The following is a 21408-nucleotide window of genomic DNA, read 5'->3' on the forward strand; positions in this document are numbered from 1 at the left end:
ATTCCTTTAATGGCCAATATCAACCCTAATCCCGACAGTGAGCCGCTTAACCGTTCGCTGCTGACCGGCGGCGGATACGTCACCGACGAGCTGATCGACCTGACCAACTGCGACAAGGAACCGATTCATATCCCGGGCATGATCCAGCCGAACGGCGTGCTGCTTGCCGCCCGGCGGACCTCTTCGGGCAAGATTGTCCAATGCAGCCGCAATTCGGCCCAACTGCTCGGGCGTTCGCCCGAAGAGCTGCTGGGCATGACGCTGGCCGACTTGCTCGGCCAGGATGTAATGACGGATCTGGTCAACCGCGATTTGAATGCCGAAGCTTCATCCGATCTTCAATATCTCAAAGTGCTGATCGAAGTCAGTGGACTGCCGGTGCGCTTTACGGCTGTCGCTCACGAAAGCGAAGGCCTGCTGATCTTGGAACTTGAACTTGAAGACGAGCAGGAAGAAGACGGTATCGAAGATTTCCGCTGGATCCGCACGTTTTTTGTGAAGCTCAAACAAAGTGCGGACCGTTACACGGCGAGTCAGGTAGCAGCGGAACAGGTTAAGGAAATCCTCGGCTACGACCGGGTTATGGTGTACGAATTCGACAAGGAATGGAATGGAAAGGTCGTCGCGGAAGCCAGAGAATCCCATTTGGAACCTTTCCTGGGCCATCATTATCCGGCATCGGATATTCCGAAGCAGGCCCGGGCTTTGTATCTGCGCAATTGGCTGCGCACGATTGTGGACGTCAGCTATACGCCGGTCGAAATTGTGCCGACCGTACAGCCGCTGACCGGCAAACCGCTCAATTTGAGTTTGTCCGTTCTGCGCAGCGTTTCTCCGCTTCATATCGAATATTTGAAAAATATGGGCGTCGGAGCGACCGTGACCATTTCGCTGATCCACGACGGGGAACTCTGGGGCATGATTACGTGCCATCATTATTCGCCGAAGTATGTTTCGCACCGCATCCGGAATCTGTGCAATTTCCTGGGCGCTTTTTTCTCCAACGAATTGTACCAGCGCCAGCAGTTGGATCAATATCAGGCGGAGCTGCGTCTGCGGACGGAAGCTTCGCGGATCGCGAAGATCTTTATCGGCACCGCAAGTCCGTTCCGGGTGGTTGAAGATCTGTACGCCTCCGAGCGGAAACTGCTCGATTTGATGGGTGCCTCCGGTGCGGCGGTCAGCTATAACGACAAACTGATGACGTTCGGAGATACGCCCGCGCCGGGCGAAATCCGGGAATTGGCCGGCTGGATGGGCGGCAAATCGCAGAATTATACGTATCACACGTCCAGATTGAGTCAGGAGTTTGCTAGGGCCGCTTCCTACAAAGAAAAAGCTTCCGGGGCCCTCTATGTCGCATTGTCTCCGGGTCAACAAAATTACATCATCTGGTTCCGGCCGGAACTGCTGCAGATCGTCGATTGGGCGGGCGATCCGGCCAAAGCGGTTATCCAGGAAAATGACGGATTCCGTTTGTCGCCGCGCAAATCGTTCGAGAAATGGCGGGAAGTGGTCCAATCGACGGCTCTGCATTGGAAGACCGAGGAGCTGAACGCTTTGTTCGAACTGCGTGCGGTTGTCGACAATCAGACGAAAAGCGATCTTCAGCAGGCGGAAGAACAGGCGCTGCAGAATGCCCGGATCCTGCGGCAGAACGAACAGCGTTATTTGCAGCTGATGGAATTCTCGCCGGTAGCGTTCTTTACCCTGACGGACCGGCATATCGTCTACTGCAACGAACAGGCGACCACGCTGCTTGGCGAAACCGACAAGGAAGCGTTGATCGGCCAGGATTTTCTGCCTTTCGTATTGGAAGAATCCCGTGAACCGATGAGAGCTCTGCTCAAGCAGTTGGAACAGGACGCCTCTTCGCTGGTATCGGGCAGTCAAGCATTCGTGAACCTCAAATGCGAAACGCTGCTGCTCGATATCACGCTGGCGGCCGTTTCGCACAGCGGAAGACCTTCGGTTATGCTGATTGCCCGCAAAATCGCCGAAACGCCCGAACAGCAGACGGAATATACCAGCATCACCGATCAGTTGAACAGCTATATGACGACGGATCCGCTGACGGATCTTCCAAACCGGCGGACGTTCGAACAGCTGCTCGAGAAAGATTGGATTGAAGCTTCCGGAAGCGATAGCCATCCGATTGCGCTGCTGGAGATCGATATCGACGATTTCCGCAGCTACAATGCCGTCCACGGCCTTCAGGGCGGAGACCTGTGTATCCAGAATGTCGCGCAGGTGCTCGATCTGTTCGGCCGCCAGTGCGAAGCCCGCGTATCCCGTACGGGCGGAGGCACGTTTATGATGCGTCTGGATGGCCGTTATGTAGGACAGGCGGAAGAACTGGCGGAACAGCTGCGCCAGGGAGTCATTGATCTGCAGATTCGCCGGAATGAAGAGAGTACCTGGGATTATGTAACGGTCAGCATCGGCGGCGCTTTGATGCGTCCCACTTCCGATCACCGGTTTACCCATTTTATTCTTCAGGCGGACCGGGCCTTGATGCAGGCCAAACGCGAAGGCAAGAATCGCGTCGTCTTCATGGAATAGCCCTAAGCAAAAAGCCTTTTCCCTCGATAGGGAAAAGGCTTTTTGCCGTTGGGGACTTTCGGTTGAGGCCTGTTTTCGGTTGAAGCGTGTTACAGAGACAGCGGGATGGCTTTGACGCCGCGTACAATCATGCCCGGACGCCATTCGAGTTCGCCCGCATCCTGCCGCAGACGAAGGTTCGGGAAGCGCCGGATCAGCGTGTTTACGGCAATCTCGCCTTCGAGTCGGGCCAGCGGTGCGCCCAGGCACATATGAATGCCGTGTCCGAACGCCAGATGCCGGCTCCGCTCCCGGGTAATATCGAACAGATCCGGATCGGCGAACTGCGAGCCGTCCCGGTCTGCGGAATCGAGCGCCACGACGATCAGATCGCCTTTTTGCATCGCATGTCCGCGGAAATCCAGATCTTCACCGGCCCAGCGCGACGTGCTGAACTCGACGGGACCGTTGTAGCGCAGCATTTCTTCGATAGCGCCTTTGATCAATTCCGGATTCTCCTGCAGTTTGCGCAGCTGCTCGGGATGCTGCAGCAGCGAAAGGATACCGTTGCCGATCAGATTGACGGTCGTCTCGTGGCCGGCGATGATCAGCAGGGATACCACGCCGTAGATTTCCTGTTCCGACAGGCGCTCGCCGGCTTCTTCCGCCACGATCAGCTGGCTGATGAGATCGTCGCCCGGCTCGCGCCGGACTTTCTCGAACCATCTGCCCAGATACTCGGTAAATTCCTGCATATGCTGATAAACGGTCGGACCTTCTTCCGCGTTCGAAGCGCCGATAATCGAATTCGACCAGGTCCGGAATTTGTCCTGATCTTCGATCGGAACCCCGAGAATTTCGCTGATGACGATAATCGGCAGCGGGAAAGCGTAATCGTCGATCAATTCGATCGTATCCCGTCCTTCGACGGCATCCAGCAGTTGATCCGCGATCTGTTGGATATGCCCGCGCATGCCTTCGATCAATTTGGGCGTAAATGCCTGCTGGACAAGCCCGCGCAGTCTGCGATGATCCGGCGGATCGGCGAAAAGCATATTGTTCGTGAAAATACTTTGACTGCCGCTGCCGTAAATTTTGGTCATATCCTTGATAAAACGGTTGTCTTTGAGAATCTCGACGGCATCTTCGTAACGGGTAATCATCCATCCGAATTGGCCGTCGGGAAACATCAGCTTTGCGATCGGTTCTTCTTCTCTCATTCGGGTATAGACCGGATAAGGATCCTGGGTGAACTCCGGGGTGAACAGCACATCTTTGGGCGAGTGGTTGGAATTCAAATCAAAAACTCCTCTCAAAGTCGGATAAAAACAAGATAACGTTTACTTATTACCCACTATGCCGTTATCCGATAAGCCGCCCCTCGTTGCCTGCCCGAAAGGCGTCATTGTATACTGGGGAAGTGAAGGATTTCAAAAATCGCCGCACCGCGCAAGCTTGCCAAAGAGCTTCGCCAGACGGCATGGAGGTACAGCAATGACCGACGATTTTGTATTCAAACTGATGGACCGGGCTCAGACAGGCATTTTGAAGTATGCGGAGAGTGTATCCAAGGAAGCCCGAACAGTGATCCCGCAAGGGTTCAATAATCATCTGTATTGGAATCTGGGCCATATCCTCGCCGTCAGCGACCGCGTCGTCTACGGACTCTCCGGACGCGAGCCGGTTCTTCCTTCCGCTTACGCGACCTTTTTTGCGCCGGGTACCCGCCCTTCGGACTGGCAGGGCGAACCGCCGGCCTGGGACGAACTGATCGAAGAAATGCGCAGACTTCCGCAGCGTTTCCGGGAGTCTTTTGCCGGCAAGCAAGGCGAGGCGCTTGCCAGCTTGGACAATTTTGCCAAAGCGGAAACGCTCGGGGATCTGCTGATGCTGAACGTCACGCATATGAATCAACATATGGGCGTCATGAACGCATTGGCTCGCATCAGCCGGTCCTGACCGGGATTCGTTCCGCCGGACTCGAATACGCCGCAGTTCCACAGACAAAGGAGAGATTATCGTGAAAACATCCAAAGCTTTGTTGACCGCTCTGGGAATTGCCGCAGTTCCGGCTGCAGCCGTTGTGGCGGGCAGCTTCTATTTCTACCGTATGGCCGTGGCCCGCGCACCCAAATCGTTTCTCGACGCCGATCCCGGCCTGCAGCCCAATCCGGATGTGCAGACCGAGACGGAGTCCAGCCGCACCTGGTGGACGGAGCAGCCGTTCGAGCATCGGACGCTTTTGTCCGGCGACAATCTGAAGCTGCACGGGTATTATCTGTCCGCCAAGCAGCCGACCAAGCGAACCGCCATTCTGGCGCACGGTTATTCCGGCGACGCTTCGATCATGAGCGGAGTGGCCAAGTTCTACCACGAAGATCTCGGCATGAATATTCTGGTACCGGATGCACGCGGCCACGGCCGCAGCGAAGGGACTTATATCGGCTACGGCTGGCATGAACGGGTCGATTATCTCGGCTGGATCCGCCAGATCATTGCGCAGGACGGCCCGCAGGCGCAGATTGTGCTGCACGGGATTTCCATGGGCGGTGCGACCGTCATGATGACAAGCGGAGAAGATCTGCCTCCCCATGTCAAAGCGATTGTCGAAGACTGCGGTTATACGTCCGTTCGCGATGAACTGGCCCATCAGATGAAGCGCATGTACAAGCTGCCGGCTTTCCCGATGCTGCCGGCAACCGAAGCGCTCACCCGGATCAAAGCCGGTTATTCGTTCACCGAAGCCTCCGCGCTGAATCAGGTCCGGCGCAGCCGGACACCGATGCTGTTTATCCACGGCTCCGACGATGTGTTTGTTCCGACGTCGATGGTGCACGAACTGTACGCAGCGTGCCCGGCCGAGAAAGACCTGCTGATCGTCGAAGGCGCCGGACACGGCGATTCGTTCCTGATCGACAAAGCGTCCTATACACGCAAAGTAACCGAATTTCTGCAGGGACGCCTGAGCGAACCCGCCGCGGCAGACTGAGCGCGGACAGTTTCGGGCAAGTTTCCGGCAGGAACAGCTTTTCTCCGATTTCAGGCGGAGAAAAGCTTTTTTTGTCCCGATTTCAAGATTTGGGACATATGTCCTTCCTTCGATAGGGTGCCCTGTCCGTATAATGGGGAAGGAAATCGGCGCGCTCGCCTTTTTGGGAGAAGACGCGCCCCAAGGAAACGGAGGACAATACGTTGATAAGAGGCATCCTATTCGCTTTTCTGGGCGGAGCCTGCATTACGCTGCAGGGAGTCGCCAATGCCCGAATCAGCGAAGATATCGGGACGTGGCAGGCGGCCACGGTGACCCAACTGACGGGATTTGTCATGGCGCTGCTTATTTATTTCTTTGTGAAGGACGGCGATCTCGGCGGGTTCCGCAAAGTAAAACCTTTGTATCTGGCAGGCGGCGCGTTTGGCGCGGTTATCATTTACAGCGAGGTCACCGCTATTCAGACGATCGGCGTCACCTTTACCATCTCGGCGCTGCTGATTGCCCAGCTGTGCGTGACGTTCCTGATCGATACCTTCGGCTGGTTCGGAAGACCGAAAAGTAAGATGGGCGCTCCGCAGTTTATCGGTCTCGCACTGATGATCGGCGGGGTGCTGGTCATGAAGCTGTAGGGCGGGGAAGCCCTGTTTGATTCGAAGCGAAGGAGTTCTTGTCCATGAAAGAAATCAAAGACGCGGGTCTGCTTGAAGCGTATCTGGCGCAGCATGGGATCGAAAAGGTGTTCCACGAACCGCTGCGGCCGTATTTGAGCTTGTATGCATTCGAGCCGGGAGAGCAGCTGTGCGGCCAGGGCGAACGTGCGGATCTGCTCTACGTGCTGGTCAAAGGCAAGATCAAGATTTACACGACGTCGCCGGAAGGCAAAACTTTGGTCATTTCGTTCAAAAATCCGCCGGAAGTTATCGGAGATATCGAATATTTGCGCGATTTGGACATTATCAATACGGTCGAAGCCGTTTCTCCGGCGGTGGTGATCGGCATATCCGGGAAAATGCTCAAACGGTATGGAGAAGATCATGCGCCGCTGCTGCGTTTTATGCTGGACATCATTACGAAAAAGTTCTATATCAAGTCGGACTTTCTCAGTTTCAATCTGATGTACCCGGTGGAAGTGCGGCTGGCGAGCTATCTGCTGTCCGTTTGTTACGACGAGAGCGATGCCGGCTTCCAGGGACGGCTGGCCACTTCGGAGCTGACCGATACGGCCAACCTGATCGGAACCAGCTATCGGCATCTCAACCGGGTGATCCGCAAGCTGTCGGAAGACGGATTGGTGGAGCGCAGCGGAGGCTTTTTGCATGTACGGGATCGTCTGGGACTGGAAGCGCTGGCGGGGCGGAATCTGTACGAGCATTAAGCCAACCAAGAAAGCGGAGGCCGGGAAACGGCAGAAACGGGGAGGGACTCGAATGGGATTCGGATTGGTGCTTGCGGCGTTCGCGGGAGCGATGGTCGCGCTGCAAACGATATTCAACAACCGCACGGATGTACATATGGGTTCGTGGGCAACCACGACCTGGGTACTCGGTATGGGCTTTATCGCCTCGCTGGCGTGCAGTCTGATCTTCGAAGGCGGAAGAACGTTCGATCTGCACAATATGAAACTTTGGTACGCATTCAGCGGCCTGATCGGCGTGGGCGTCGTGATCTGTCTGGTATTGGGTGTCAAAATACTGGGGCCGACGTTCTCGGTTTCGGTGACGTTGACTTCGCAGCTGGGTTTTGCACTGCTGTTTGACTCGATGGGCTGGCTGGGGCTTGAGAAGGTGTCTTTTGACTGGAAACAGCTGGCGGGTGTCGTTATTATTGTAGCGGGGATCTATGTATTCAAGTTTGGCGGGAAAAAGAAAACGGAGCCGCCGGAGCTTCAGGCTTCGGCATTCAAGGCACTCTAGGAGGAACCCTGATGGACAACCCTACGGATAAACAGCCGCTCGTGATCGATAAGGTCGCCTAGATTCTGTTCCAAGACGGCAAAGTACTGAGCGCACGTTCCAAAGGCAAAGAAATCTATTACTTCCCGGGCGGGAAGCGCGAGAGCGGCGAGAGCGACGTCGAGACGCTGGTACGGGAAATCGAAGAAGAACTTACGGTGCGGATCCGACCGGAAACCGCCAAACGGTTCGGCGTGTTCGAAGCGCCGGCAGACGGTAAAGGCGGAGAGGTGCGGGTGCGAATGATCGGCTATACGGCCGACTACGACGGGGAACTTGCCCCGGCTGCGGAAATCGAAGAATTGGCTTGGCTGGACAACAGCGACCGCGGCCGGGTTTCGGCGGCAAGCCTGCTGGTTTTTGACAAGCTGTACGGAACAAATACTGCGGAAGAATCACGGGAGTAACCTAAAAATAAAGCCGGAGAAGCCGAAAGGGGCCAGCACGTGGAGATTAGACAGATACGCAGAGAAGACAACGCAGCGATCGAAACGGTGATCCGGGAGTCTCTCATCGAGTTTGGCGGCAATCGCGAAGGACTCGCCTGGGCGGACCCCGGCCTGAGCGATTTGTATCGGGAGTACAACGCGGGCGGTACCCAGGAGTCGTCTGCGAACCGGGCATACTGGGTAGTCCTGAGCGAAGGAAGAGTCATCGGCGGCTGCGGTATTGCGCCTTATGCCGGATCGGGCGAAGTGTGCGAGCTCCAGAAAATGTATCTGTACCCCGAAGCTCGGGGAACGGGCATCGCGCGGCAGCTGCTGCGCACGGCGCTGGATTTCGCAAGCCGGCATTACGGACAATGTTACCTGGAGACGCTGAGCAATATGGAAGCGGCGAACCGCTTTTATCGCAAGCACGGGTTCCGCAGCTTGGCTGCTCCTCTGGAAGGTTCGGAACATTTCGCGTGCGATGCCTGGTATACCCTGGATCTGGTTCGTCCGGACCCGGATACGAATCCGGCTTCGCCCGTGCGCCGCTCGTGGAGAGCCCAGAAGCTCGATGCCATGGGTTCGTCCGTATTTTCGGAGGCGGCACGGTGGAGAGAACAAGCCGAACAGGCGGGGCAAACCGTGATCAATCTCGGGATCGGGGCACCGGACGAAGCGCCTTCGTCGGAAATTCGGCAGACGCTTAGTCTGGCCGTACTGCGCGAGAGCGCTTATACCTATCCGGGAACGAGAGGGACGTCCGATTTTCGGCGGCAGTGCGCAGCATGGATGAAGCACCGCTTCGGCGCCGAGCTGGATCCGGATACGGAAATTCTGCCGCTGCTCGGCTCGCAGGACGGGCTGGCGCATCTCGCGCAGGCGATCTGCAACCCAGGGGACCTGGCGATTCTGCCGGATCCCGGTTATCCGATCTATGCCGGTTCCCTGGCGGTTGCCGGCGTGGAGCCCTGGCTGATGCCGCTGCGCGAAGAGAACGGTTTTATTCCCGACCTGGACGCGATACCCGATAGAATCTGGGAGCAAGCAGTATTTATTCTGCTGAATTTTCCGGGTAATCCGGTGGCGGCTTTGGCGGATTTCGCCTTTTTTGAACGGCTGACGGAAAAAGCGAAACGGTGGAATGTGCTGATCGTTCATGATTTGGCTTACTCCGAAATGGGCTTTGACGGTTATCGGCCGCTCAGTATTTTCGAAGTGCCCGGTGCCAAAGAGACCGCTGTGGAACTGCATTCGTTTTCCAAAAGCTTCAATATGGCAGGCTGCCGGGTCGGTTACATGGCGGGCAATGCCGAAGTGGTCGAAGCGTTGGGCGAACTGAAAGGGCATATCGATTTTGGCGTATTCGAGCCGATTCAGGAAGCGGCCGTCTTCGCTCTGGAACAAGCCATGAAGGCGCCGCCCGGCGACCGGGGCGTTGCGCCTCTCTACGAGCGAAGACGCGATGTCTTCGTCGAAGCACTGGCCGCGGAAGGCTGGCAGGTGCGTTCTCCGGGCGCCACGATGTTTCTGTGGGCGCGGCTGCCCGAGCGGATGCGTTGCGCAGACTCTGTCTGGACGTCCCAAGAGTTCTCGCGGCAGCTGATGCTGCGCGAAGGCATCGGCTCTATTCCGGGTTCCGCATTCGGCGCAGAAGGCGAAGGCTACATACGCTTCTCGCTTGTTCAAGGTGAAGACGCGCTGCGCGAAGCGGCGCGGCGGATCGGACGATTTCTTCGCAGCCTGTGCTGAGCGAGGCCCGAACCCGGAAGACCGTACCGGATTCGTTTAACGTTCCGAGCTGGCGGGCGAATTGCTGTAAGCTCTTATCCGTACTTTGCAGCAGTTTACAGTCCATCCGGTTTGATTCGACCAAGCGCGAGACCCGCTGCAAAACCGGTTTCGCGTTTTTTGCTTTTGACCTATTTTTGCGCAGGCCGTTGACAAAAAGAACTCTCGCAGGCAATATAAACGCAGAGACTTAATAAACCATATTTATAAAGTGGATGGAGGTTGACATGAAACGGGCCGATACGACTTTGATGAAAGAAATCAATTTGAATACGGTGCGGCGAACATTGAAACGAATCGGAACGGTCAGCAAGCCCCAACTGTCCAAAGAAACAGGCTTGAGCGTGGTGACCGTTGCCGCCCTGGTACGCGAACTTGCGGAACGCGGAGAACTGACGGAAGAAGAAGCGGGACCGTCTACCGGCGGAAGACCGGCGACCCTGTACCGCTTCAATTACCGGCACAGCCTGGCGCTGGTCATGCATCTGTACGAACGCGAAAGCCTGGATACGGTGTTCGCTTCGGTCGTCGATCTGCGTGGGGAAGAGGTCGCGCGCGAAGACCTGCCTTTTGACGAGCTGGATTGTCCATCGTGGCTCGATTGGATCGGGCGGCTGCTGACGGTTTATCCGAACATCGGAATCGTGGGATTGGGGATTCCCGGGCAGGCGGTCGACGGGGAAATCGAAGTCAGCAGCCATAAGCGGCTGATCGGTCTCAATCCCGCGGCGCTGATCGGAGAGCGCTTCGGCCTGCCCGTGCTTCTGGAGAACGACGTCAACGCGGCGCTGCAGGGGTATCTGGCCGATGAGACGCCGCCAAGACACAGCGAGGAACGTATCGTGCTCGGACTCTACTTTCCCGACAAGTATCCGCCGGGGCTGGCGATCTCGATAGGCGGCAGGACGATCCCGGGAAGAAAAGGCATGGCGGGCGAAGTCAAATATCTTCCGCTCGGTATCGATTGGAACAGTCCGCTTGAAGGTGACGTATTCGAAGAAACCGTCTGCCGCCTGGCGCATACCGTATGTGCGGTGCTGGCTCCGGACCGGATCGTGCTGTACGGAGAGCGCTTGAACTCTTCGCCTTGGAGAGACGCGTGGCAGGACTTTATCCGGCATTATCCACTGCCCGCCGAGCCTGAAGTCGAAGCCTCCGGGCAGTTCGCGGAGCATTTTGCCCTAGGACTGCGCAAGCTTGCCCTGCAAGCGCTGGAACCGAAGCTTTCCTACAGCCAAACGTCCGGCGAACCGATCTGACCGGCCGGTTTCCCGGATGGCAGGAATCTGCGTTATCATTTACGCGCAAAGCGCGAAAGGAAGGTTTGCATGGCAACTTTGTTTCTGATCGTGATTTACCTGGCTTTTATCAGTTTGGGACTGCCGGATGCGCTGCTGGGATCGGCTTGGCCGGTGATGCGGCCGGATCTTGGGGCGCCGCTTGAAGCGGCGGGTCTGCTGGCCATGATCGTCGCGGCCGGCACGATCGTGTCGAGCCTGCTCAGCGGTAGGCTGATTGCCAAGCTTGGCACGGGGCCGCTGACCCTGCTCAGCTGTCTCATGACCGCTACCGCGCTGCTGGGCTTCTCGTTTGCCCCGTCGCTGTTCTGGTTGGCCTTGCTGGCGATTCCGCTCGGGCTTGGTGCGGGAGCGGTCGATGCGGCGTTGAATCATTATGTGGCGACGCATTATGAAGCGCATCATATGAGCTGGCTGCACTGTTTCTGGGGAGTCGGAGCGACGGCAAGTCCGCTGCTGATGTCCTACTTCATCAAGGAACACGATTCGTGGCGGGCCGGTTACACGGCCGTTGCCGTGATCCAGTTCGGACTCGTGATCGTTCTCTTGGTCACGCTGCCGCTCTGGAAAAAGGTCTCGGCGCAGCGGCTTACGCTCGCGGACGAGAAGGAAGCCGCGCAGGCGGCAGCCACAGGCGCGGATCGGTCCAAGAAAACCGAAGCGCTGCCGGCCGAACGTCCGCTGCGTCTTCCCGGCGTGAAAATGACGCTGCTCGCTTTCTTGTTCTACTGCGGCGTCGAGACGATGGTCGGCCTGTGGGGGGCGAGCTTCCTCGTCGGTTCGCGGGGGATCTCGCCCGTAACGGCAGCCGGCTGGATCTCGCTGTATTACGGGGGAATTACCGTCGGCCGCCTGATTAGCGGATTTATTACTTTGAAAGTCGGCAACCGGACGCTGATCCTCGTCGGCCAGCTCATTTCGGTGCTTGGAGCCGTCATGCTGCTGCTTCCGCTGCCCGATTTCGTCATGCTGACCGGATTCGTATTGATCGGACTGGGTTTCGCGCCGGTCTACCCGGGCTTTATCCATGAGACGCCCGCGCGGTTCGGGCGGGCCAATTCGGCCAAGTTGATCGGCTACCAAATGGCTGTAGCCTACACCGGCACGACCTTCCTGCCGCCGCTGTTCGGCGTACTGGCTTCGCAGGCGGGGATCGGTCTGTTCCCGATCGTAACGCTGGTCTTCGTGCTGATGATGCTGCTGTGTTCGGAGCAGGTGATCCGTTCTTTGAGAAAAGCGCTCTAAAGACCGATTCGCAGCGGTCGGCAGCCTGAAGACGCCCAAGGGCGTCTTCAGGCTGTCGAGAAAGTCCTATTCGTTGTAGAAGCTCGTCGGCTGCGGGAGAAATTCGTTAGCAGATGCTTACGATGTGCCTTTCTTCGAAGGGCTTTAGGTCACGTGTTGAAATCGGGGAAAAGGATTGAAATTTAGTAGAATTTCCCCGATTTCAAAGGCGAACACTATCGTTCCTCCACTGAATTTCTCCCTCCGCCTCCTCGCTTCACTCGGAAGCAGACCTTTCTCGACACGTTGAAGACGCCCAAGGGCGTCTTTTTTGCTTTTGTTCGTCGGTTCGGCCGTCCGGAGAAGGGAGAACTTGCTTCGCCGCATCCAAGCGTCTAAGATATAAACGGTTATATGATTGATTTGTGGGGATTCCGAGGGATCTCACACTATTGGAGGATGACGTGTGTACGCTGCGCTATGGCCGACTTTGATTTTTGTTTTGACTCTGTTCCTGGTGATCCGGCGTCCGCGGGGGCTGCCGATCGGCTGGTCCGCCTGCGGAGGTGCGGCGCTCGCGCTGCTGACCGGCGTGGTGGATCTTCAGGACGTGCGCGACGTAACGGACGTAGTGTGGAATGCGACACTCGCTTTTGTAGCGATCATCTTGATCTCGTTGGTTCTGGACCGCGTCGGACTGTTCGAATGGGCGGCGCTGCATGTCGCCCGAGCTTCGCGCGGCAGCGGAACGCGCATGTTCGTGTATCTGGTTCTGCTCGGGGCGGTCGTCGCGGCGCTGTTTGCCAATGACGGAGCCGCGCTCATTCTGACGCCGATCGTGCTCGCCATGGTGCGGGCGCTGAATCTGAACGAGAAACAGGTGTTTCCGTTTATTATCGCGGGAGGTTTTATCGCCGATACGACCTCTCTGCCGCTGCTGATCAGCAATCTGGTCAATATCGTATCGGCGGATTATTTCGGCATCGGCTTTATGCGCTACGCGCAGGTGATGCTGGTGCCGAATCTGTTCGCTTTGGGGGCGAGCCTCGGCGTACTGTACTTCTTTTTCCGCAAAAGTATTCCCCGGCGCTTCGACGATAACCAGCTTAAAGCGCCGGCGACGGCGATCCGCGACCTCAAGCTGTTTCGTATTTCTTGGGCGGTGATCGTTCTGCTGCTGGGCGGATATTTCGCGGGCGAACTGGTCGGTATTCCGCTGTCGCTGACTGCCGGAGTGATCGCGATCTTGTTCCTGGTTCTGGCCCGGCGCAGTCCGGCGATTTCCGTGGCGGCCGTGGTCAAGGAATCGCCGTGGTCGATCGTCTTTTTCTCCGTCGGGATGTATGTGGTCGTGTACGGTCTGCGCAACGCGGGACTGACCGATCTGCTGGCGGAAGGCATTCGGGCGTTCTCCAGCCTGGGATTGTTTGCGGCCACGATGGGCATGGGCTTCCTGAGCGCCGTTCTCTCGTCGGTCATGAACAATCTGCCGACGTTGCTGATCGGAGCGCTTGCGATCGACTCGGCGGATATGGGCGGCCGTATCCACGAAGCGCTGGTATACGCGAACGTGATCGGAGCCGATCTTGGACCGAAACTGACGCCGATCGGCTCGCTGGCGACGCTGCTGTGGCTGCATGTCCTGAATAACAAAGGCATCCGGATTACCTGGGGACAATATTTCCGGATCGGGGTTATCCTCACGATTCCAACGCTGTTCATTACGCTGCTGGGCTTGTATCTGTGGCTGCCTTGGTTATAAAAAGAAAAGCCGCTTCCGCGGCGGCGCAAGCTCCGAATCCTGGCGATTCGGAGCTTTTTGTCGCAGGATGAACCCGTTCGAACCGGACTCCGGCACCCGCGGCGCTTCGAATCGATCCGGCGTATAGGTAAACCGAAAACGATTCACAAAGCAATTGCCGAACTTTTACGAAAACGTTATAGTAAAACGGGGAGACCGGAACGGGGCGCTTCTGCCCGGGCTCAAGCAGAGGTCCGGATCTTAACGAAACCGTATACATCTATAGGAGTGATGAACCATGTTGAATAGAATCGACTTGTCCGGCTCGTGGAAGCTGGCTTTGGACGCTGAGAAACGGGGCCTGCCGCAAACGCAGACGTTCGACGACACCATCGAGCTGCCCGGCACGACTTCGCATGCCCGCAAAGGCCCGCGCAACGAAGAGAAATTGACCGGCTCGCTCACGGATGCCTATAAGTTCGAAGGGTATGCCTGGTTCCAAAAAGAAATCGAAATTCCGGAGGAATGGGCGCCGCAGACTGCTTGGCTTCACCTGGAACGTACGCGCGTTACAACGGTGTGGCTGAACGGAGAAGAATTGGGAAGCCAAGGCAGCCTCAACGCGCCGCATATGTACGACTTGACAGGCAAACTGCGCGCCGGCAAAGCGACGCTGACGATCCGCGTGGACAATACGGATTATCCGACCAAGGGCGGCCATATGACGTCTCCGGATACGCAGACGAACTGGAACGGGATCACGGGCGCGATCGAGCTTCAGTTCTACGGACCGGCCTATCTGAAGCAGCTGCGTACTTACCCGAATGTCGACGATCGCAGCGTGCGCATCACGGCGCAGATCGAAGGCGCGGAAGCGTCAAGGCTGCGGTTGTCCGCGGTCAGCTTCAACGGCGAGACGGTACATACGCCGCAGACGCTGGACGTGAAAACGGATGGCCGTACACTCGACGTGGAGTATCCGCTGGGTGCGGACGCCCGGTTGTGGAGCGAATGGACGCCGGAGCTGTACCGGCTCAAGCTGGAACTGCTCGGCGAAGACGGCAGCGTGATCGACGTGACGCAGAGCGTCTTCGGCCTGCGCGAGTTCCGCCCGGCCGGCGACAAGTTCGAGATCAACGGACACCGCACGTTCCTGCGCGGCAAGCATGACGGCCTGATTTTCCCGCTGACCGGCTATGCGCCGACCGACGTGGACGAGTGGGTACGGATCTTGAACATTTCCAAATCGTACGGCATGAACCATTATCGCTTCCACACGGCCTGCCCGCCGGAAGCGGCGTTCGTCGCGGCGGACCTGCTGGGCATCTACATGGAGCCGGAACTGCCGTTTTGGGGCACGGTGACGGAGCCGGGCGACGAGAACCATAACCAGGCGGAGCAGGATTACCTGATCGAAGAAGGGTATGCCATTCTCCAAGCGTTCGGCAACCATCCGTCGTTCGTCATGTTCTCGCTCGGCAACGAGCTGTGGGGCAGCCGCCCGAAGATCGATTCGATCCTCAAAGGCTACAAAGAATTCGACAGCCGTCCGCTGTATACGCAGGGATCGAACAATCACCAGTGGGTGCCGGAACTGCTCGAACATGACGATTTCTTCTGCGGCGTGCGGTTCTCGCGCGAACGCAGATTCCGGGGTTCGTACGCGATGTGCGACGCGCCGCAGGGCCATGTGCAGCTCGCGCCTCCGGGCACGATGACGGATTACGACGAGCCGATCTCGCCTTCGCGCCTGCAGAGTGCAGACGGGGAAGACGGCGGCGCGAAAACGATCCAGATCCAATACGGCATGGAGATGAAAACGGTCGAAGCCGAAGGCGACGGCGGAGACTGGATCTCGCCGATTCCGGTCGTCTCGCACGAGATCGGGCAGTACGGCACGTTCCCGAACTTCGACGAAATCGACAAATACACGGGACCGCTGCAGGCGGAGAACTTCAAGATCTTCCGCGAGCGGCTGGAGGAAAAAGGTCTCGGCCATCTGGCCCGCGCCTATTTCGAAAATTCCGGCAAGCTGGCGATGGACTGCTACAAGGAAGAACTGGAAGCGGCGCTGCGTTCGCGCAAACTGGCCGGCTTCCAACTGCTTGACCTGCAGGATTTCAGCGGGCAGGGTACGGCTCTCGTCGGCGCTCTGGACGCCTTTATGGATTCGAAAGGGCTGATTACGCCGGAAGACTGGCGTTCGTTCTGCGACGACGCGGTGCTGCTGGCGCGCTTCCCGTCGTACAACCTGGTCGGCGGCGAAGAATTCCGCGCGGCCGTCGAGCTGAGCTGGTACCGCGAAGCGGCACCGGGCCTCATCCACGTGGATTGGGAGCTGGCTGCAGGCGGAGAGACGCTGGGCGAAGGGACGCTGTCGGCGGAATTGACCCAAAGCGGCGACGTGTTTGAAGTTGGAAACGTAGAGCTTGCGCTTGCATCGGTGCAGACGATGCAGAGAGCCGAGCTGTCGCTGCACATCAAAGGCACAAGCGTGTACAAACAGTATGAACTGTGGATTTATCCGCCTGGCATTCAGGCGGACTTCGGCGGGGGGCATGTCTTCGAGACGCTGACGGACGAAGCCGAAGCGGTGCTTGCGGCCGGCGGCAAAGTGCTGCTGATGCCGAATCCGGCTGCGCTGGAGAACGCGATCGAAGGCACGTATGCGTCGGACTTCTGGTGCTATCCGATGTTCCGCTCGATCTCGGAAAGCATGGAGCGCAAAGTGCCGGTCGGCACGCACGGTCTGCTGATCCGCAGCGAACATCCGGCTCTGCGCGACTTCCCGTCGGCGACCCATTCGACGTATGCGTGGTGGAACGTCGTCATGAATTCGCGTTCGGTCATTCTCGACGGCACTTCGTCCGAATGGGAACCGATCGTGCAGACGATCGACAACTTCGAGCGCAACCACAAGCTTGGCCTGCTGTTCGAATGCAAGACCGGCGGCGGCAGCCTGATCGTCTGCGCCGTCGACGCGGCCGCGGCCGGGCAGTCGCCGGACGGTCGTCAGTTCCTGCACAGCCTGGCGAACTACGTGCGTTCGGACGCGTTCGCTCCGACGTTCGAGCTCGGCCTTGACGAGCTGGCGGCGATGATTCGCTAGATCGGCGCAATACGCCGGTCCGGATTTGCGGCCGAGCCGCTGCCGCGGCGGAAGTCGCACAGCGGCAGTCACGGAAATGACGGCTTCGAGAATAGCTGCGCTACGACAGCTATTTTCGCCCGAATCGGAGCTGTGGTACGAATAACTGCGCTGCGGCAGTTATTTCGAGCCTTAGTGCTCTGTGAGCCGTCAAAAGCGCCAATTAAATGTTGAAGCGCACTTATTTGATGGAAAAAGAGTACTCTTCGGCGCAATAAGTGTCGACCTGCACTTAATTCCGGCGCAAAACGGCGTTTCATCATCAAAAAGGAGCATCTGCCCAATCGGCAGACGCTCCTTTTTGGTATACCCACTATGGCGGGCCTATTGTGCCCATCCTACCGTGTTCGGCTTCCGCGGGCAAATTCGTCTTTCATCCGCCTTTACACGAAAAATGAGAATCCAACAATTCCCGGATGCCTTTATGCCTTGTTTGCTGTTTGTGCCCGCGTTTGCTGCATGTGCCTGCGTAGGCTGCACTTGTCTGCACATCCTGCGGCTCAGCCCGTGTCCCCGCGCCTGGGCCTCAATCGCTGCCCTTTTCCTCCAGCTCCGTCCGCTTAAAATCCGTCCGCTGCGGAGAGTAAGGCTGGATCGGTACGTTCATGACCGAGATCGGCACTTCGAGATGCTGGCCGGTCTGGATGCCGTAAGGCGTATCCATGCGATTGACTCTCAGCAGGTCGTCGACGCTCAGGTTGTACTGCTCGGCGATGTAGCCGAGCGTCTCGCCGCTTGCGACGAGATGCGGCCTGCGCAGCTTCTCGATCCGGCAGGCGGACTGCTTGAACGTCGGCTGCTTGGACAGCGGATCGACGAAGTCCGCCGTCAGATCGTTCGCAGCCTGATTGCTTTCCCAGCTGCCGAAATGGAACGGTACGAACAGCAGACCGCGCTGCACGGCGTCGCCGATCTTTGCCGGCACTTCGATCCAGCCGCGCGGCGAGACGACGCGCACGACCTCGCCTTCGATGATGTTCAGCTCGCGGGCATCGTCGGTATGGATCTCCACGTAGCCGTGCGGAGCGGCGGCCTGCAGATAGGGCGAACGCCCTGTCTTGGTGCGCGTATGCCAATGCCAGACGAGGCGGCCCGTCGTCAGCCACATCGGGAAATCACCGCCGGGCTGTTCGGACGGCGGGTCGTAGCGGGTCGCATGCAGAATCGCGCGCCCGTTCGGCTGCTTCGCTTCGTATTCGACCCGGGTCAACGCGCGCCCGGTGAACTGATCTTTCGTATAGCTCTGCGCGTATTCCGGCCGCGTCGGAAACTTCAAGTCTTCGTACAGCCGCGCCGTGCCTTCCGGCTTCTGCTCCGTCGTCGGCCAGCGCAGCCCGTTATGCCGCTCCAGCTTGTCGTACGTCATGCCCGTCATGTCGCACGGGCGTCCCGCGGAGACGGTCTTCCATTCTTCGAACGCTTCTTCGGGCGTCGAATAGCCGATCAGCGGCTGTCCGTCTTGGTCGCGGAAGTCCATGCGCCACGCAAAATCGATCAGGATATCGAGGTCGGTCCGTACGCCTTCGGGCGGATCGACCGCTTTGCGCAGCAGATTGATGCGCCGGTCGGCATTTTCCATCGTACCTTCTTTTTCGCCCCACATGGCGGCCGGCAGCACGACGTCCGCGACTTTGGACGTCTCGGTCAGGAAGTGATCCTGCATGATGACGAACACTTTTTCCAGAGCCTTCCTGGCGCGTTTGCGGTTGGGCAGGGAGACGAGCGGATTGGTGCCGATATTCCAGAACACGTCGATCTGATCCTGTTCGATCATCTCCAGCTGTTCTTCGATCCCTTTCTCGGGACCGGCGGGCAGATTCATGGGATCGACGTTCCACAGCCGGCCCATCTCGCCCAGATGCTGCGGGTTCATCGGATTGCGGTTGGCCGGATACGTGCCGACGCCGCCCGCCGTACGGTTCGCCGACGAACTTGGCTGGCCGGCCATATGCAGCGGCCCGCAGCCGGGGCGTCCGATCAAGCCGCGTACCAGATGCAGATTGTTGATCGCCACGCAGGCGGTCGTCGCGTCCGCGCTCTGGAAAGCGCCCTGCAGCGTTGTCGTGACAAGCGAAGGCGTCTCGGACAGGATACGTCCCGCTTCGAGCAGCGTATCGATCGGAATGCCCGTCACTTCGGACGTTCGCTCCGGCGTCCATTCGCTAAGCGCGCCGGCCATCTCCTCGAAGCCGATCGTATGCGCGGCGATAAATTCTTCGTCGGCTGCGCCGTTATCGAGCATGATCCGCAGCAGCCCGTTCAGCAGCGGTACGTTGGTGCCCGGACGAAGCTGCAGATGCAGGTCCGCGCCGCGCACGGTCAGGGTGCGGCGGGGGTCGACGGCGATGATGAACGGCTTGCCGGTACGCGCTTTGCGGTCCATGATCCGCTCATGCAGCACGGTCCCGGTCTCGGCGACGTTGTGTCCGAACAGCATCAGCGTATCGGTCTCGTCCACGTCGTCGTAGGAAGCGGGCGTGCCGTCCGCGCCGAACGACTGCAGCAGGCAGAATTCCGTCGTGGCCGTGCACAGCCGCGTATTGGCGTCGAGCAGATGCGTGCCGATGCCGGCCCGGCCGATCTTCGCAATCGTATAATAGTCTTCCAGAAACGCCTGTCCCGTGGAATAGATCGCGACGCTGTTCGGTCCTTTTTCCGAGATGGCGCTTTTCATTTTGTCGACGATCAGATTCATGGCTTCGTCCCACGAGGCCGGCACCAGTTCCCCGAGTTCGTTGCGAATCAGCGGGGAGAGCAGGCGGTCCGGACTTGCATTGGCCTGCCATTGGTGCTCGCCTTTGGGACCGAGGCGCCCGCGGTTGATCGAATGCTTGCCGTTGCCGCGGATCCCGACGATCTGCTCGTCTTTGACCGCGATCTCGCAGCCGCAGCCGACCGAGCAGAGATTGCACGTGCTGTACACCCAACGATCCACTTCACCCTGACTGTAGACGTTCATGTCGATCCGTTCTTTTTGCCAGCTCATCGAAGACCTCCCGTCTGCGGCTGATAGAGAGCGGGGATAACGAACTTGATCTTCTCGGCTCCGTAGATCCGCTCCATTTCCGCCGCCGCTTCTTTTAAAGTGCTTTTCATGCCGGGAAAACGGTTCTCAAGCTTCGCCGCTTCCTCGGAATCGTCGTGATCCATCCAATCCACCGCGCGACGCCAGGCCCGGAACGTCGATTCGACGATCTCGTCGTTCAGATAGACGACCGAACAATCTGTTTTGAAATCTTCGAGTCTGTCGCCGCGTTCCAGCTTCGGAAGAAGATTCTCGAGCGCTTGGCGCTCTTCTTCAAGGGAAGTACGGAACAAGGCGACGAGCGGATGGGACCTGTCTGCCGTTTCGTCCAGCACCGATCTCACTTCCTCATAGACCTGCGCGAAAAGCGGATACAGCCTATTCATAACATTCCTCCTTTTGGGATTTGCCTGTTCGAATCTGCGACTATGCTCAAGATTACATACCCGCAGACCGCTTTGCGTTAACAAGCGCGGCCAGTCGGCGGGTTCGGACCGATTACACATTAAGCGTTGCTTTCGGCATACGTATGCGATATATTGCATGTAACGAATTTGTTTAGCGGTGAAAAAAAGGAGGTAAGCCGTTGCCGATTCCCAAAGACTTTGCGGCTCCCGCAAGAATTTCGGCGAAAGGAAGAGCATTCGATCAAATTCAACGCTGGATTATCGACGGCACGATCCGGCCCGGCGAGAAACTGCTTGAAGCCGAACTCAGCGAATCGCTGGGCGTCAGCCGGACCCCGATTCGCGAAGCTTTTCAGTTATTGGAGATGAGAGGGCTGGTCGCCGCTTACCCCGGACGGGAGACGCGAGTGACGCTGATCGAGAAAGAAGACATTTTCAAGCTGTATTCGACCCTGGCGGCTCTGCATGCGCTGGCCGCGGAAGTCGCGGCTCCACTCGTTCGCCCGGAAGAGATTGAACGTTTGAGCGCGCTGAACGCCGAATTCGAACAAGCGGTCGTCCGCGGCCAGCCTTATGGGGCGATGGAGGCGGACGAGCAGTTTCACAACCTGATCGTCGAATTATCCGATAATCCGTATACCGCAAGTTTCAACGATTCGCTTCAAGTGCATATCCGGCGTTTCAAATACGTTTTTTTGAAGCAGCCGATCGACTCGACGCAGGCTTCTGTCGACGAACATTTCCGGATTATCGAGGCTTTCCGGAGCGGGAACGCCGAACAGGCGCGCGAAGCGATGAGAAGCAATTTGATTCGCCCGATGCGCGAATTGCAGCGGCTGCTTTGATACTTCATTCAGATAG

Annotated in this window: 16 protein-coding genes; 13 read left to right on the plus strand and 3 right to left on the minus strand. The window is 58.0% G+C overall.

The genetic code is table 11. From position 1 onward, the window contains the following. Positions 1-9: 9 nt before the first annotated feature. On the plus strand, positions 10-2562 hold the full coding sequence (locus tag HRQ60_RS00290) for a diguanylate cyclase domain-containing protein (protein ID WP_172193653.1): 2553 nt from the start codon (positions 10-12) through the stop codon (positions 2560-2562). An 89-nt stretch (positions 2563-2651) separates the two neighbouring features. Here the strand turns inward: HRQ60_RS00290 and HRQ60_RS00295 are convergent, their stop codons facing one another. Beyond that, a complete protein-coding gene (locus tag HRQ60_RS00295) occupies positions 2652-3839 on the minus strand; it encodes a cytochrome P450 family protein (RefSeq protein WP_172193654.1) in 1188 nt (395 codons plus the stop codon). 196 nt (positions 3840-4035) lie between these two features. On the opposite strand from HRQ60_RS00295, the gene HRQ60_RS00300 reads away from it, so the two are divergent. The 11 genes from HRQ60_RS00300 (at position 4036) to HRQ60_RS00355 (ending at position 17076) form a co-directional block, all read left to right on the plus strand. Continuing rightward, complete coding sequence (locus HRQ60_RS00300; protein WP_172193655.1) at positions 4036-4500, plus strand: DinB family protein; 465 nt, start codon at positions 4036-4038, stop codon at positions 4498-4500. Positions 4501-4561: 61 nt separating this feature from the next. Beyond that, a complete protein-coding gene (locus tag HRQ60_RS00305) occupies positions 4562-5530 on the plus strand; it encodes an alpha/beta fold hydrolase (protein ID WP_172193656.1) in 969 nt (322 codons plus the stop codon). Between the two features lie 206 nt (positions 5531-5736). Next, positions 5737-6162 carry a DMT family transporter gene (locus HRQ60_RS00310; protein WP_172193935.1) on the plus strand — a complete coding sequence of 142 codons (426 nt, stop codon included), beginning with the start codon at positions 5737-5739 and terminating at the stop codon, positions 6160-6162. 44 nt (positions 6163-6206) lie between these two features. Further along, positions 6207-6908: a Crp/Fnr family transcriptional regulator gene (locus HRQ60_RS00315; RefSeq protein ID WP_172193657.1), complete on the plus strand. Its 702-nt coding sequence runs from the start codon at positions 6207-6209 to the stop codon at positions 6906-6908. Between the two features lie 52 nt (positions 6909-6960). Further along, the gene (locus tag HRQ60_RS00320; protein WP_172193658.1) at positions 6961-7446 is read left to right on the plus strand and encodes a DMT family transporter; all 486 of its coding nucleotides are present in this window, start codon (positions 6961-6963) and stop codon (positions 7444-7446) included. A gap of 62 nt (positions 7447-7508) precedes the next feature. Then, positions 7509-7892 carry an NUDIX hydrolase gene (locus tag HRQ60_RS00325; protein WP_343044584.1) on the plus strand — a complete coding sequence of 128 codons (384 nt, stop codon included), beginning with the start codon at positions 7509-7511 and terminating at the stop codon, positions 7890-7892. Between the two features lie 39 nt (positions 7893-7931). Continuing rightward, positions 7932-9665 carry an aminotransferase class I/II-fold pyridoxal phosphate-dependent enzyme gene (locus HRQ60_RS00335; protein WP_216671435.1) on the plus strand — a complete coding sequence of 578 codons (1734 nt, stop codon included), beginning with the start codon at positions 7932-7934 and terminating at the stop codon, positions 9663-9665. Between the two features lie 266 nt (positions 9666-9931). Beyond that, on the plus strand, positions 9932-10963 hold the full coding sequence (locus HRQ60_RS00340) for an ROK family protein (RefSeq protein WP_172193659.1): 1032 nt from the start codon (positions 9932-9934) through the stop codon (positions 10961-10963). A gap of 69 nt (positions 10964-11032) precedes the next feature. Then, on the plus strand, positions 11033-12247 hold the full coding sequence (locus HRQ60_RS00345; RefSeq protein WP_172193660.1) for an MFS transporter: 1215 nt from the start codon (positions 11033-11035) through the stop codon (positions 12245-12247). 445 nt (positions 12248-12692) lie between these two features. Continuing rightward, on the plus strand, positions 12693-13988 hold the full coding sequence (locus HRQ60_RS00350; RefSeq protein WP_172193661.1) for an arsenite/antimonite efflux transporter: 1296 nt from the start codon (positions 12693-12695) through the stop codon (positions 13986-13988). Positions 13989-14265: 277 nt separating this feature from the next. Next, on the plus strand, positions 14266-17076 hold the full coding sequence (locus tag HRQ60_RS00355) for a glycoside hydrolase family 2 TIM barrel-domain containing protein (protein WP_172193662.1): 2811 nt from the start codon (positions 14266-14268) through the stop codon (positions 17074-17076). A 565-nt stretch (positions 17077-17641) separates the two neighbouring features. Here the strand turns inward: HRQ60_RS00355 and HRQ60_RS00360 are convergent. Beyond that, a complete protein-coding gene (locus HRQ60_RS00360) occupies positions 17642-20101 on the minus strand; it encodes a molybdopterin-dependent oxidoreductase (RefSeq protein ID WP_172193663.1) in 2460 nt (819 codons plus the stop codon). Continuing rightward, positions 20098-20526 (minus strand): hypothetical protein, encoded by a 429-nt coding sequence (locus HRQ60_RS00365; protein WP_172193664.1) that lies wholly within the window; start codon positions 20524-20526, stop codon positions 20098-20100. The genes HRQ60_RS00360 and HRQ60_RS00365 overlap by 4 nt, the downstream gene beginning before the upstream one ends. A 200-nt stretch (positions 20527-20726) precedes the next feature. Between HRQ60_RS00365 and HRQ60_RS00370 the strand changes: the two genes are divergently transcribed. Continuing rightward, on the plus strand, positions 20727-21392 hold the full coding sequence (locus HRQ60_RS00370; RefSeq protein ID WP_172193665.1) for a GntR family transcriptional regulator: 666 nt from the start codon (positions 20727-20729) through the stop codon (positions 21390-21392). Positions 21393-21408: the final 16 nt, after the last annotated feature.

The sequence above is a fragment of the Saccharibacillus qingshengii genome (assembly GCF_013185195.1).
Taxonomy (GTDB): Bacteria; Bacillota; Bacilli; order Paenibacillales; family Paenibacillaceae; genus Saccharibacillus; species Saccharibacillus qingshengii.